Genomic DNA, 14641 nt, shown 5'->3' on the forward strand with positions numbered 1-14641 from the left:
AAATTTACAGATTTCTGCTTGACTTTTCTCATAGACGTTCCGGCTGTATACGAAGGTTTTTATGGCGCAATTAAAAAATGCGTAGCATTTTGCGCCATAAAAACTTTGGGTGAAGTGAGCCGTGGGAAGGAGCGAAGCGACTGACCTAGGCGAACGGAACCCCGAGGGCCTTTAGGCCCGAAGCGTATACAGACCTGTTATGCGCAGTTGGTTTTGCTTTTATATTTTTTTAGTTTTTATTCTTGTATTATATTTTCTGTGCTTTATGTTTTTTGCTTTAATAATTTTATATAACAATTATGATGGATAATTTATTTACTATATTTCTATTGTTATTATTTTTAATTATATTGATATGCAACAAATTTATACTGGCAAAAAATACAGCAGGGTCTATTGCGGCGGCATTTATGCCGAGGCAACTGTCCCTGCCGTTTGTTACTGTTCAAAAAACAGTGCCTGGCGCCATAGGCGCATACTGATTCCATTGCGTCTATATTACTTTAGCCTCCAGCTTTTAACGTTGGTTTTGCCGTTTTCTGTATAATAATAATGGATGGTTTTGGTAATGCCTTTCCATTCATCGGTCATTTGAATATTCCAGCCTGAAAGATCCGCATGTCCGCTTAAAGTGATCCATTGGTCCGACGAAACTGATCCAGAGCTCCGAAGGGAGAGCCAGAAAAAAAAGACCTTACTAAAATAAGCAAGGTATCCATTTGGGTACAAAACTATTTTAGGAGGTCAATAATGACCAAGTATCGAGAGATTCTGAGGCTACACAGTCAAGGGATCAGCAACCGGAGTATTGCGGTAAGTTTAGAGTGTTCCCGCAATACCATACGGAAGGTTCTCGGGCGGGCAGAGGAAGAAGCTATCTCCTGGCCGCTGCCGGAAAAGATGACTGACAAGGCGCTGGAACAAGCCTTGTTTGGTAATCGCCGGAGTACCCAGGACCGCAAGCAGCCTGACTTCGAGTACATCCACCGGGAAATGGCTAAAAACGGGGTTACGCTCAGCCTGCTGTGGAATGAGTATTGCGAAACATGCCGCCGGGAAGGCAGCCATGCCTTCATGTACTCCCGGTTCTGCGACATGTACCAGCAATTTGCGGCAACAACCAAAGCGACCCTGCATGTTGAACACAAGCCCGGTGAACGCATGGAGGTGGATTGGGCTGGCGACACTACGGCGGTACAGGACATCATTACCGGGAAACCGATTCCCGTGTATGTATTTGTTGCGGTACTTCCCTGTAGCGGGTATGCATATGTGGAAGGGTTTCTCTCTCAAAATCAGGAAAGTTGGGTAACAGCCCACGTTCATGCGTACCAGTTCTTCGGCGGGGTTACCCGTATCCTGGTACCGGACAACCTGAAAACAGGGGTCCAGAAGGCCGACTGGTATTCACCAGTTATTAACAAAACCTACCACGAGTTAGCGGAACATTATGGGACGGCGGTTATCCCTGCCGGGGTTCGGAAGCCAAGAGAGAAACCAAGCGTGGAGGCAACCGTAGGGAACATCTCTACCTGGATTATCGCCGCCCTGCGGAACCGTCAGTTTCTCTCTCTTCCGGAATTAAACGGGGCGATATGGAATAAGCTGTCCGAATTCAACCGCAAGCCATTTCAGAAGAAACCGGGAAGCCGGGAGAGCGCCTTCGCCGAGGAACGGCTATTCCTCATGGCGCTTCCGGCCAAGCCGTTTGAAATGTCCGCCTGGAAGGTTGCAACGGTCCAATTTAATTACCATATCGCCACTGACAAGATGTATTATAGCGTACCCTACGAGTATATCAAGCATACGGTTGACATCAGGCTTACCGGAAGTATGGTTGAGGTATTCTACCAGGGGAAGCGGATCGCCTCTCACAGACGGCTCCATGGGTATCCTGGGCAGTATAGCACGGTTGCGGAACATATGCCGGAGAAACACCGACAGTATACCCAATGGAACGCCGAGCGGTTTATCCGGTGGGCTGCCGATATTGGACCCAATACCGAACAGGCCGTTAAAGCCCTTATCGCCTCCCGTAAAGTGGAACAGCAAAGCTACAAATCATGCATTGCCCTCTTGAAGCTTGCCGACACTCACCCGGTCACTAGCCTGGAGGCCGCCTGTAAAAAGGCGCTTGCGTATTCTATCCGGCCCAGTTTCCGGAGTATCAGAACTATTCTGACTGCCGGTCAGAGCAACCGGGGTGGGGAAACGGCAGAACCTGAAAACAAAGAGGGTTCAACCTACGGGTTTACCCGGGGAAAAGTCTATTACGGAGGAACCACTGATGGTGAATGAAACAACTATACATAAACTGTATGAGATGCGGCTGTCTGCCATGGCCCAGGCGTACCGGCAACACATGGAGGACCCCTCTTTGCAAAGCCTCTCATTTGAAGATCGTTTTGGTCTTCTGGTGGACACTGAATGGACTACCCGCAAAAACAGCCGTCTGGCCCGCCTTATCCATGTCGCGGACTTCCCCATCTCAGGCGCATGCATTGAGGACATTGAATATCATGCAGACCGCAAGCTTAACCGGGAACAGATACTCCAATTATCTACCTGCTCGTATATCAGCGAAAAGCATAATATCATCCTTCTCGGCGCTACTGGTGCCGGGAAAACGTATCTGAGCTGCGCACTTGGCATGGCCGCATGTAAAAACTTTTACTCGGTTAAATACATCCGCTTGCCGGATCTTCTTGATGAACTTGCGGTGTCCAGGGGCGAGGGTATATTCAGAAAAGTCATGCGTACTTATAAAAAGATCAGCTTGCTTATCCTTGATGAATGGCTGCTGACTCCACTTTCTGAAACTGAAACTCGTGACCTCCTGGAAATAATTGAAGCCCGATACAAACATTGCTCAACTATTTTCTCCTCTCAATTTTCCCCTGCCGGTTGGATAGGGAAGATTGGCGAGGGACCGCTTGCGGATGCTATCCTTGATCGCATAGTCCACAACTCTTATACCATTTTCATGGACGGCACTGAATCTATGCGGAAACGTAAAGGCATTTGTTAGTCGTCTTTTGAAGGTTAATAACCTTCCCTCCGGGGTGGATCACTTCCCGGAGGTATGGATCATTTTTACCGGACGCCTGGATCAGTTTCATCGGACACCTGGGTCTTTTGGGCTGGAATATTCATCATTGTTTGCGGGTCATAGTGAAATCGTTCTATCTCAAATTGAGGGGTGATTTTATTGCCGCCTTCATATATGCCCCCATAAAAGATACTGTCGTTTGGCAGTTTGTCTTTTATTGATTTATACCGGTCATCCGCTTCCTTGCCAAAAATAGTTTCGTTCTTGAACAGCATTTTTTTACCGAATTGTATTCCGAATAAAACTATAATGAGTGCGGCAACAGATGTTACGGTATTGATAATTTCCATAATGAAAACCCCATTTTCCAATTTTGCCTCCAAAAAATTATTTTTACGGGATACACATCCCCCCCCCATTGGGAGATGTGTATATAATTCCGCGCCTGGCGGGCCTCTAAAACTCGCCGGTGTAGCCGAGGTTTTTGAGTTTCTGCCGTGTTGCCACCTTGAGCTTCCCACAACCCTCAAAGTTGCTTATACCTGAAAAAGTAATTGCCGTTATACTGTCAGGGATCGAGAGGTTATAAAGGTCTCCGCAACCCAGAAATGCAAGTCCCACTATGGTTCTTATTCCTGCGGGAATATTAACTGTATGCAGTTTTGAACAATTTGCAAAAGCACCAGATCCAATTTCCTCAAGCGTATCAGGCAAAATGACCGTTGTCAGGTTTTTACATTCAAAAAACACCTCTATACCAATTTTTTTTACACCCGCAGGGACGACCACAGATGTAACTTTATCCCCCTGGCCGCCATGCCTGTTCCCATCTAACCTCGATGTATAACTCCCCTCGAAAGCTTTTCTAGCAATTTCCACTACCGGAATGTCTTCGATGGCTGCGGGAATTACCACTACGCCGCCGGCGCCGCTATATTTTTTTATGACGATGCCATCTCCGCTTGCGTTCAGGTCGTAGGAAAAATCCCCGCCGGGAGAACCGCTGCTTGAAGCCAATGCCGCCAGCACCGCCGGGTCTAGCGCGGCGAGGGCTTGTTCCATTGCGGCGGCGTTACCACCGGCCAATGTCTTCAATAGGGCTGCGGCGGCCTTTACGTCCGACGAAGCGGTTTTAGCCGCCGGGCCGCCGGAAGCGGCGCCCCCCGATCCGCCGTCCTTCTTGCCGCCGCAGGCGGCAAAAACCAATCCGAATGTCAGCAATACCGCCGCCATTCCCAACAGAAAAAACTTGTTTTTGTTCATGTGAACAACTCCTTTTCGGGTTTTATTACCCGTAGTTTCTCTATCGTTATCCTTACGGAATTAACGCCTGTACCATTGGCCCCCAAGGGCCTTTCTTTCCCTCATTTTCTATCTGCACGGCGAACCATGCAGTTTTGCCGCTGTCGTCAAAGTCGAATTCGATTACGTCCTTTTTCCGTTTGGTGTAGAAGGACTCGTGTAATTCTTTGGGGTTGGTCGGCGGTGTAACGCTTGGGGCAACCACGGTGTACCATATCCGATAGCCTTTGTTGGCGGGGTCGGTGACGGTTCCGGTAACGTAGATGATTTTTATGCCAAGTTCGTGGCGCCCGGAAAGGAAGGTTTCTACCGTTACCTGTGCCGTGGGGGTTCCGCTGGGGGTGGGGATGTTGTCATGGGGTTTGAGGCCTAAACTTATGAGGTCGGCTTCGGTGAGTGGCGGTACATAGAAATAACGTTTCTTTATGTCCCGCATTTTTTCTTCAAGGGCTTTAAAGGCTTCCCGGCATTGGGCGGTTGCTACCGGGGTTCGGCTGGATTCGTCCTTCGCTATAGAAAGGGTGGATTCGGCAGCACTTACCAACGGGGAGAATGCCGCCTGAACATTGGTGGGTATATTCCATGTGGTGCTCTGATTGACGAGGGCGGTATTCCAGATAAAACCCATTGAAAGCTGTTCGTCCCGGGTTTTTGGAAACCAGTCTTTGTTTGTTGCCATTATTCGTTCTCCTTATATGGTATTGGGGTGCAAGGGCTCCCCTTCGGGATAAAGGGGCTTCTCTTTAAGGCGGCGGGGTTCCCCGGTGAGGTAACGGGGGTTCCCTGCACTGTAACGGGGATCCCCTTTAACATGGAGGGGGTTCTCTTTAGGGCGCAGGGGAACCCCATCGGAGTAACGGGGCTTCTCTTTAAGGTGTAGGGGTTCCCCTTTAGGGCGTAGAAACTCCCCTCTGGGGTAAATTTACCCAAATTTGCTATGGGTTTACGTGAAAATGGGGGATTAACTATTGGGTACTTGACACTCGGGGTTTTTGCTAAAGTATAATATGAGCCGTGAGCCGTGAGCCGTGAGCCGTGAGCCGTGAGCCGTGAGCCGTGAGCCGTGAGCCGTGAGCCGTGAGCCGTTGCGGGAAGTCTGCGTTTATGTTTGTCGTTGCCTGAAACATGAGTTTATTTTAATACTTTTTGAAAAATTTTGTCAATAACTTCCAAAAATATGAAAAATCAATGTTTGCCCGCCGTAGGCGGGTGGAGGTTTGGGGGCGATTGCCCCCAAGTTAATGGTGGGCGGTAGCCCGCCTTCCTACTATTCTTTGGGGGGTGGATTGTTTGGGGCGGTGGGGCGGCGAAGCCGTCTCTCCGCCCTTTTTTAGTGGGAATTTTTTGGAGATTTTATATTCCAATTTGCGCCAAAGGCGCATTATATAATTTTTTACCGAATATTTTATTTATTGCGTTTTATTTTACAAAAAGTATTTATACAATTATTTTGTATTCTATGTTTTATGTATAGAAAATATTTTATGTCTATTATTATATTTTTATATTATTTTTCTTATGTTTTATATTGCCGACACATTCAAAACCAATTGCGCATAACTTATTATATACGAAATACGCTTAAATCTCCGCCCCTGTTATATAAGCGAATGCGTATATATCTCTTTTCGTGGTAAATATGTGCACCAAATTGCGTATATATCGTTGCTTTGGTAGTATAGGCGCATAGAGGCAAGTTAGTTTTCTTGGTCAATCGTATCCAGGGGGCTCTGGATTTTAAGAGTTGCGCGGCGGGCTACATGGGTATATCGTTCGGTGGTTCTTATAGATCGGTGGCCTAAAAGTTCTTGGATATATCGGGCATCAGTACCATTTTCCAACAGATGAGTAGCAAAGGTGTGACGCTGAGTGAACCAGCATAGTTTTACGGACCGGATCAATGTCAGACCGTTTTAACGATACTACTTCACTCATAAAAAAGATACACCACATCCATTATTCGCCGTCCTTTATATCCAAACTACTTCGAGAAGTATGATCGATCCCGGAACAGGCGGGTAAGGGTCCAGTCCGCCAGGGTGTATACATAATTTGATCCGCTGGCCGTGGCGCCCTTCTTGTCTTCGGGCAGGGTTCCTACATTAATGGTTAAGGAAGTACCGTTGCCCAGTTCAAGAACGATCCGGCCATCGCTTAAAGCTGTAGAAGCGGCGGTAAGACCGGGGACAAAATTTTCACCCTCAGCATCCAGGATGCCCCTGACATAGTTATCAACCCGCTGGGAATCCACCAATTCATTATCCAACCCATCTATGGTCCAGCCGCCGCCATTCCTGGTAATGACCATAGGATCAGCCTGCTCGCCTCCGTCCTCAGGCGGTAATGCAAACACCGTAAGACGCTGAACAAGGGCGGTATCTGTGGAGAGCTGGGAACCGAATAGCCTTAGGTTATACCAAGAAGTTTCGGCGCCGTCTATGTAGACCGAAAACTTATCCTCACCGGAACGGACTTCGTTCTGGCCGTTCTTCCGCAAATAGATCTCCTGACCCGCAGCATCCCTGCCGCCTATGAGGAGGTCTAAAAGAGATAATCCCGCTCCGCCCTTGAGTAAAATACGGGAGGCATTGTTTTCAGCGAGTCCTAAACGCTCATGGGAAGAAGCGGCGGAACCACGTACCGGATATGCGCTGCGGATGGTAAGCGTCCGCAGGAGATCTTCCACCCGGGCAGATTTAGCGGGGAATTCACCCTCCCCTATCAGGGCATACCAGTTATTACTACGACGAATGAGTTTAATAGGGGTGTTCCATTCACCGGCTTTTGATATTTCTATTCCATCCACCTGATCCTGTAGTTTTGCATCAAGCCACAGGAATGCTGCGTTCCTGGTATTTATCCGTTCGGGATCGAAAAAAATAGTTAACAGATATACTATAGCCAGCAAACCGACTAAACCGGATAATACTATGAGTTTCCTTTTATATACCATTGGAAGATTCCTTTTCTTGCCGCTCTAATGAACGGCGCCGCTGCAATGAACGTAAAACCCCAAGGGCAATAACCATCAGGGGAATAAGTATTACATTTAAGTACCGGGCAAAGACCATAGCCTTAAGCCGTTTTTCACTATCCGTGATCTTATCCAGCCGACCCGTCTGAGACCGGTGACTGCGAATACTAATGATATCATCGTCATTCCCAAGCCAATCCGCAGCGGTGAGGAAGAAATCGTAGTTACGATCGCTTCGGCTAAATTGAGTAATAGTCGATGCAAGATCCGTATCACCAATGACGATAATCCGGGACTCCTTAGGCTCCGCGGGCATATCCGGCAGTTCCTCCCCGGAACCTTCCCGTATCGGCTTTGGTAACCCGGCGAACCAGCTTGGAAATTTTCCCGACAGGGCAGCGCCTAACAGTTTTTCTCCCTTAGTTTCGTTAATCTCCGCCTGGAACTGATAGCTCATCTCGGGGTTTGCAACAAAATTCTTTGTCATGGACCATGCATCCCGGGTTGTATAAAACAGGGGTACTGCGTTTACGCTTTCCGGAGGATTAAGCTCCAGCGGACTTGCCCAATATACATCAATGCCGTTAAAGGCCGATGTTACGGGATGACCGGAGTTACCGTTCTGGGCCAGTATGCCGATCCACAGGGGATACCGAACAACCCGGTAGACCCGGGAACCATTGGGGTCAACCGACTGGTAGGAAAGGCTTAGAGCGGAAACATCCAGAACCAGCTCCGGTTTGACCGTGGCTCCGTAAAAAGACACCATAGCCTGGAGTCCACGGTCTATCATGATACGGCTCTGAAGTCCGTTGTTCCCATCAACAAATATTCCATCCAAGGCAAAGAGAACTTTACCGCCGCCCTGGATATACCGGTCTATGCGATATAAGGCCCAATCATCAAGGTCCTCAACTCCGCCTAACACAAAAAGTGAGGGCATGGTGTCGGGAATCTCTTCACCGGGGTTTATCATCCTTATCCGGAAGCCGGATTGGGTAAAGGCCTGATTAAGAATACTGTAATCCCTGGACCATTGTTTTCCCGTATCCCCTACCAGAAAAGCTGCTTCACGCTGGGTACCCCGAATAAGGTTCCGGATACGGGAAGTTAAATCGTATTCCAGGGTCTCCAAATTAAAAGCAAAGGGGATCACATCTGTCTGGTCCAGGTATTCAATAACGATACCGGAATAAACCTGGGCGATATTTGCCTGATCCTGTTCCACCACCTCGATCTGCTGGGGGATGATCCCCAGGGACTCCACTTCCCGGCTTAGCCCGGCCTTTTGGGGGTCCCGAACCGTAAGGCGAATTCTGCCATGGGAATAGGCGGCATATTCCCGGAGAAGATCCTCCAGCTGAGCGGGCGCCGGATGAATGGCGGATAGTTTTTTCGAAATATAATAGGTAATCCGCACCTGATCGGGTATTTCGGTATAAAGGTTCCGGGAAACCGGTGAAATGGTATAGGCCTTGCTTTTCGTTAAATCAAGGCGGAACCATAAACGCTGGCTAATCAGAATAACCAGAAACATTGCGGCGATAGACAGGACGGTAATAATAGTAACTTGTCGCTTTGTCATCCCCTACCTCCACTTCCGGTACAGAATTACCCGGGTATTGAGGAAAAGAAACAATACCGTGGCCAGGATAAAGAAGACCAGATCCCGTGAGTCGATGAGGCCCTTGGAAAAGCTTTCAAAATGAAATGCAAGGGAAATAAAGTTGATCCCCGCCGCAAGCCAGTCGGGTAAATCAAAACTAAAGGTAATCTGCTGTATCAGCATTACTGCCATAAGTACCACGGCGCTTCCAAGAAATGCTCCGGCCTGATTCTTTGACAGTGCGGAAAGAAAGAGCCCCAGAGCTATGGCGGCGGACCCTAACAGGAGGGTTCCGATATACTCGGCAATGATAACACCGCCGTCAAAATATCCCAGCGGGAGGAGGCTTAGAGGAAGAGGAATAGTCAGAAGGATGATAAAAACCAAAACCCCAAGGGAGGAAAGATACTTCCCCACCACCAGTTCCCATTCAGAGAAGGGCATGGTTAGAAGCAGTTCTACGCTCCCCAGCTTCCGTTCCTCCGCCCAGCCTTTCATGGTAATCACCGGAATGACCAGGATAAAGACCAGGGGAAAAGCGGCGAAGTATACCCGCAGGGATGCCAGATCCTGGCTAAAGAAACGCTGAATGTAGAACAGCCAGATAGAGGAAAAGAGCAGAAAAAATACCGCTATTCCGTAGAAGGCAGGAGAGTTGCTGTGGGAGTAAAGCTCCTTCCGGGCCAGAGCCAAGGCCCTGGGGAGGAAAGGAAGCGGGGCTGCTGCCCCATGAAACAGTTTCATGATTTTGCCTCCTCGTGAGACAGCTGCTGACCAACTTCGTTAGACAGCTGCTGACCAACTTCGTTGGTCAGCTTTACAAATATATCTTCCAGGCTCAGGCGTTTCCGGTTCATCCTGAGGATCTTATAACCCTGGGCTACCGCCCAATCAAAAATCCTTTCTCCTTCAGCGGACTCCCCTTCCGGGTTTTTCTCGGCGGAACCGGGGAGGAAGAAACTCAGATTTATCGTTGCGTCATCCTGCTCTTCCAGGATTGCCGGGGCGATTCCCGCCCCCAACTGCAAAAGCCGTTCCGGCAGAGTATGGGCATAGGCGCCCTTCAGGGTCAATTCCCAGCTGTCGCCGCCCTTCATGGTACCGGCGATTTCTTCGGGGGTCCCCTGGGCGGCTATGCGCCCATCGTTTAGTATCAGTACCCGGGAGCAGACTGCCTCCACTTCCTGGAGTATATGGGTAGACAGTATTACTGTTTTTCGTTTCCCAAGCTCCTTTATAAGACTGCGGATTTCGATAATCTGATTCGGGTCCAGCCCGCTGGTAGGTTCGTCCAGGATCAGGATGGGGGGATCGTGGATGATGGCCTGGGCAAGGCCAACCCGCTGTTTATAGCCCTTGGAAAGGTTTTCGATCCGTTTGGACCGTACCTGGGAGAGGCCGCAGGCGTCGATGGCTTCCTCAAGCCGCTTGTGCCTATCCTCCCTGGGGATAAGCCGGGCTTCGGCAATAAAGTTCAGGTACTCCGTGGGGCTTAGATCGCCGTAGAGGGGTACGCTTTCCGGGAGGTAGCCGATGCGTTTTTTTACCTCCACCGGATCATCCTCCACGGAAATTCCGTCTACCAGGGCTTTTCCCCCGGAGGGAAAGTGGTATCCCGTGAGGATCTTCATGATGGTGGTCTTCCCCGCGCCGTTGGGGCCGAGGAAACCCAGGACCTGGTCTTTACCTACGGAAAAGGATACATCCTTTACCGCCTCGACCGGGCCGTACCGTTTTGTAAGTCCATTCACTTCAATCATTGGGCTGATACTTCTCCTTAATCAATATACTCTATTGGATACACCATTCTATCCCGGGACAGTATCGTTCCGGGAAATATACTTTGAGCCTCTTTAAGAAGCTGTTTAAGATCGTATTCCGTGTACCGTGGGCTGTAATGGATCAGGGCCATCTTTTTGACCTCCGCAGCTTTGGCAAGATAGGCGGCCTGCTCGGCGGTCATGTGCTTCTTCTCCCGGGCGCTCTCTTCCAGAGCCCGTTCAAACATCCCCTCGCAGACAAAAAAGTCTGACCCATGCACCTCATCGGCGATTTCCGGAAAGGCCAAAGAATCGGTTACAAAGGAAAACTTTCTCCCGGACCGTATTTCCCCTAAAACCTGTTCCGGCCGTACTTCACCGCCACTCGGCGTTGTCACGGTTTCCCCGGACTGGAGCTTTGACCACAGGGGCCCCCGGGGCACCCCCAGGGCATCGGCCTTTTCCGGGTGAAATATCCCCGGCCGCTTATCTTCCTCTAAGGTATATCCCAAACAGGGTTTGGTATGCCGCAGATTAAAGGCCCGGACGTGGAAGCCATCACCCTGGTAGACGATACCCGGTTCGGTTACTTCCTTTATGACGATCTCGTAGTTGATATACATATCCAACACCCGGCGGCTGGTTTCAATATACTCCGCAATTCGGGGGGGGCCGATGATGTACAGGGGATCATCCCGATCCACCTGGGAAGACAGCATGAGGAGCCCGGGTATGCCCGTAACGTGGTCTGCGTGGGTATGGCTGACAAATATGACGGATATCTTCTTCCACCGGAGGTTGAGCTTCCGCAGGGAAACCTGGGTGCCCTCCCCCCCGTCAAACAGGAACAACTCCCCTTCCCGCCTTAGCAACACCGATGTAAGATGACGGTTCGGCAAGGGCATCATGCCGCCGGAACCGAGGATAAATGCTTCAAGGTTCATTAAGGTGAATATACCAAAAATCTACAAAAATGACAATGCGAAGAAGCGTTGTTTGTGATTGTAATACAGTTTGTATTACAATGGGTTTGTTATACCTTTATGCTCTCCAAAAATTCCTGCCAGGTGCCGGTTTTCATATCCTCTATTCTACAATCCGGGGTCATCATATCAAGCCAAGGGAGGAAATTACCTTCATAACTTTTTTCCGCAACCAGATTGAGAATATGGCTTTGCATATCCTTGGGGATATGCAGCATTTGTTCCAGCGTAGAAAGCTCAAAATCAGCATAACGGGCCAGCTTGAATGGTTTTATGGTATAGCCTTTCAGGACAACGATTGTCTTACTGATAAGCTGAGCGTTTTTTTCACTGATATAATCAAGCGCCGGGATGTCTTTCCATAATTCCCAAATTGATTTTGCCTGTTCGCCAAATCCGATGATTTCCAGATAGGTGTAGAGTTTTGCTCCGGAAGTTTTTAACAGGGGCAGCATGGTTTCGGGGGCATTTTCAAGAAGAAACAAGACCTCGTCAATGTTGGAAACAGAGAAACCATTGCCCGCTTTGAATGGCAGAGAGGGATTTAAGATATAGGCGATCTTCATTAAACTATTGTAATAGTCCTTCGCAGAAGAGCTGCTGTCGACAATTTCAGTGATCTTTGCTGCAATATCGGAATAATCGTCCTCAAGAAAACCTCCTAAAAGCCCCCTAAAAACATACTTTTGCGCCGCATCGGGGTTATCAATAATAGCGGCCCCCAAGGATTCCAATGTGCTGCAGGAAGTTTCACCGATGGTAAAATTCCAGGCCTTTTTTTGTTTCTGAAAAACATCTACCTGTTCTCCCGCCAGATGGCGGGTTACTTCCTCGTAGCCCCAGCGCTTATCCGCCGCGATAACCAAAAGGCCGCGGATTAACCGCTGCATGGATTGGCTTAATTGCGGTTCTTTGCTCAAAAGGTCATCGGCGATACGGCCTTCGATAGTATCCCTGATAAGGTGGGCGTCGTTGCGGCGTTTGCCATTTTCAAGAACAAAGGGGTCTTTTCCGGTCAAAAGTTCCCACAGGGTAATGCCCAGGGCATAGTAATCCATCTTGGACGAGATAATACCGCTTAATACTTCCGGCGCCGCGTAACCGGTGGTTCGAGAGGCGGTCTGTGTTTTATGGGTGTTCGTCCTTTCATCTTCACCTTTAATGCTGGATATACCGAAGTCACCGATTACGATATCCTGCCCTTCAAATTTTCCCAAGGACGTTTCTATTCTGGCGCGGTAATACAGGTTAGCCGGTTTTATGTCCCGGTGAAATATGCCTTTTTCGTGGAAAGTTTTATATGAATTGATTACCTCTTTGCAAATCTGAACCGCCTGTTCTTCCGATAACGGTAAATACAAGTAGGTTCCATCAGGGTTCTTTGAATCCAGAGACCCGCCTTCAGCGTATTCCATGATTTCGTAAAAACGATCCTTGTAATTACCATATTCATACACATTAACAATATCAGGATGATTAAGTCCTTTGAGACTTTCCAGTATAGCGGTTTTTGGCTTTACGGTACTCCGGTAGTGTTTGATAACACTTTTTGTACCGTCCTTTGCGGCGATGTACAAATCAGCCTCGCCTGAGAGGACGTTAATTTTACTATCCACAATCCAGCCGGAGATAAATTCTCCTTTTTGAAGCAGCCCGCCGGTAAAGTTTCCGCCGCTTTCTGTGCTTGCATTGGAAAGGACCTGTGTGCCCTGATTTAGAATTTGTGTTGACATGGTTTAGCTCCTTAGATTTTACAAAAACGCAGATAGCCGCCGCCGTACAAATTACCGTTCATTATTGTGCCGGTATTATTGATAGTACCGCTGAAATAGTCCATATGCTCATATTCGCTAAAGGTACAACGCGATCCGGTTCGGTACTGGGCGGATAATTTTATACGATTGCCATCAAAATCAACATCATATTGAATCCGTGAACCACCGCAGTGAGTACATATATATATACAGTCCGCTTTTCTTTTGCTGCTAATCTGTATTTTTATGGTAAGCATCCCACTATAATTGGTATGATACCAGGTACCGAATAAACGATTCATAAACATTTCCTGCTCAAGCCGTTGGCGTTCTTCCCGCCTGAGACGTTCTTCCTCTTTCCGTTTTTCCTCTGCGATATGAAAGGCTTCTATTTCATTGTCAACCTGAGATAACAAGAGCTGGTATTTCCTTTCCATTTCTTCACGTTTGCGGTCCAGTTCCGCAAGGCGGTTTTCTTCATCTACCTGGGTCTGATTTTTCACCGGTAAAACAGAATCCTGTTGTATGGGGATCTTTTTTTCTTCCGGGAAAAGCCTTTCCCATTTTTCCTGTAATAATTCTTCCTGCCGTTTTATAACTACCTTTTCCAGTGCGGCGTAGGCCCTTATCCTAAAGGCTTCTTCTGTTGGATCGGGCAGTTCCAGTTTAAAAGGCAGGGCGCCAAATACCTTAATTATCCGTTTTTCCCGTTTGTTAAAATAGTCCCGTTCTTCCAGAAAAATTTGCCGCTCAACCAGCTTTTTTTCAAAATTTTTGAATTCCGGTGATGCAGACTGTTGATTGAATACTTCTTCTATTCTTTTCTCTTCCGCTGCGCTCATTGCCGCCGGTTCTTCAATTTTTTTATTTAAGAATACTTCAAATTCCGGGCTTAATACGGCGCCGCATTTTTCACAATAATCGTATAGATTTTCTGTTCCGCATTGGGGACATACCAGAGGAATAACACGGTTTCCGCATTCGGGGCAAAATTCTGCGGTGGTTTTTTCTTTGCAGATGGGACATTCACGTTTTTCACCGCCAAACTTTTCGCCGCACTCCGGGCAAAACAGCGCACCGGCTTCAAGGGTTGCGCCGCATTTTTCGCACCTTATACCATCGGCACCCGCAACTTGCGGCTGTTCCGCCGCCCGTTGTTGTTCCGCCGCCCGGGCCGCTGCTTGTTGTTCCGCCGTGTATTGCTCTGCCATTA

13 protein-coding genes and 1 pseudogene are annotated in these 14641 nt (G+C 48.5%); 3 read left to right on the forward strand and 11 right to left on the reverse strand.

All coding sequences use genetic code 11. From position 1 onward, the window contains the following. Window positions 1–299: 299 nt before the first annotated feature. The 3 genes from LQZ19_RS07575 (at window position 300) to istB (ending at window position 3028) form a co-directional block, all read left to right on the forward strand. Complete coding sequence (locus LQZ19_RS07575) at window positions 300–482, forward strand: hypothetical protein (RefSeq protein ID WP_411047065.1); 183 nt, start codon at window positions 300–302, stop codon at window positions 480–482. A gap of 268 nt (window positions 483–750) precedes the next feature. After that, window positions 751–2298, forward strand: a complete 1548-nt coding sequence (gene istA, locus LQZ19_RS07580; protein ID WP_411047066.1) for an IS21 family transposase — start codon at window positions 751–753, stop codon at window positions 2296–2298. Continuing rightward, entirely contained in the window at window positions 2288–3028 is a 741-nt protein-coding gene (gene istB, locus LQZ19_RS07585; RefSeq protein WP_411047067.1) for an IS21-like element helper ATPase IstB, read from the forward strand. The genes istA and istB overlap by 11 nt, the downstream gene beginning before the upstream one ends. Before the next feature lie 65 nt (window positions 3029–3093). Here istB and LQZ19_RS07590 read toward each other — a convergent pair whose 3' ends face one another. From LQZ19_RS07590 to LQZ19_RS07640, 11 genes and pseudogenes are all read right to left on the reverse strand, one after another. Then, complete coding sequence (locus tag LQZ19_RS07590) at window positions 3094–3399, reverse strand: hypothetical protein (protein WP_411047068.1); 306 nt, start codon at window positions 3397–3399, stop codon at window positions 3094–3096. A 106-nt stretch (window positions 3400–3505) separates the two neighbouring features. Then, window positions 3506–4312: a leucine-rich repeat domain-containing protein gene (locus LQZ19_RS07595; RefSeq protein ID WP_411047069.1), complete on the reverse strand. Its 807-nt coding sequence runs from the start codon at window positions 4310–4312 to the stop codon at window positions 3506–3508. Window positions 4313–4364: 52 nt separating this feature from the next. Then, entirely contained in the window at window positions 4365–5030 is a 666-nt protein-coding gene (locus LQZ19_RS07600; RefSeq protein WP_411047070.1) for a hypothetical protein, read from the reverse strand. Between the two features lie 1018 nt (window positions 5031–6048). After that, window positions 6049–6222: pseudogene (locus LQZ19_RS07605) on the reverse strand (tyrosine-type recombinase/integrase); the annotation flags it as partial. 110 nt (window positions 6223–6332) lie between these two features. Beyond that, window positions 6333–7304 carry a DUF4340 domain-containing protein gene (locus LQZ19_RS07610; protein ID WP_411047071.1) on the reverse strand — a complete coding sequence of 324 codons (972 nt, stop codon included), beginning with the start codon at window positions 7302–7304 and terminating at the stop codon, window positions 6333–6335. Further along, window positions 7294–8910 (reverse strand): GldG family protein, encoded by a 1617-nt coding sequence (locus LQZ19_RS07615; RefSeq protein ID WP_411047072.1) that lies wholly within the window; start codon window positions 8908–8910, stop codon window positions 7294–7296. The genes LQZ19_RS07610 and LQZ19_RS07615 overlap by 11 nt, the downstream gene beginning before the upstream one ends. A gap of 3 nt (window positions 8911–8913) precedes the next feature. Then, the gene (locus LQZ19_RS07620) at window positions 8914–9675 is read right to left on the reverse strand and encodes an ABC transporter permease (protein WP_411047073.1); all 762 of its coding nucleotides are present in this window, start codon (window positions 9673–9675) and stop codon (window positions 8914–8916) included. After that, the gene (locus LQZ19_RS07625) at window positions 9672–10691 is read right to left on the reverse strand and encodes an ABC transporter ATP-binding protein (RefSeq protein ID WP_411047074.1); all 1020 of its coding nucleotides are present in this window, start codon (window positions 10689–10691) and stop codon (window positions 9672–9674) included. The genes LQZ19_RS07620 and LQZ19_RS07625 overlap by 4 nt, the downstream gene beginning before the upstream one ends. Window positions 10692–10708: 17 nt before the next feature. After that, window positions 10709–11635 carry a ribonuclease Z gene (locus LQZ19_RS07630; RefSeq protein WP_411047075.1) on the reverse strand — a complete coding sequence of 309 codons (927 nt, stop codon included), beginning with the start codon at window positions 11633–11635 and terminating at the stop codon, window positions 10709–10711. Window positions 11636–11724: 89 nt separating this feature from the next. Continuing rightward, window positions 11725–13407, reverse strand: coding sequence for a serine/threonine-protein kinase (locus LQZ19_RS07635; RefSeq protein WP_411047076.1), 1683 nt, complete (start codon window positions 13405–13407; stop codon window positions 11725–11727). Between the two features lie 11 nt (window positions 13408–13418). Beyond that, entirely contained in the window at window positions 13419–14639 is a 1221-nt protein-coding gene (locus LQZ19_RS07640; RefSeq protein WP_411047077.1) for a zinc ribbon domain-containing protein, read from the reverse strand. Between the last annotated feature and the right edge of the window lie 2 nt (window positions 14640–14641).

The organism is Treponema primitia (genome assembly GCF_046533075.1).
In the GTDB taxonomy this organism is placed as follows: domain Bacteria; phylum Spirochaetota; class Spirochaetia; order Treponematales; family Breznakiellaceae; genus Termitinema; species Termitinema primitia_B.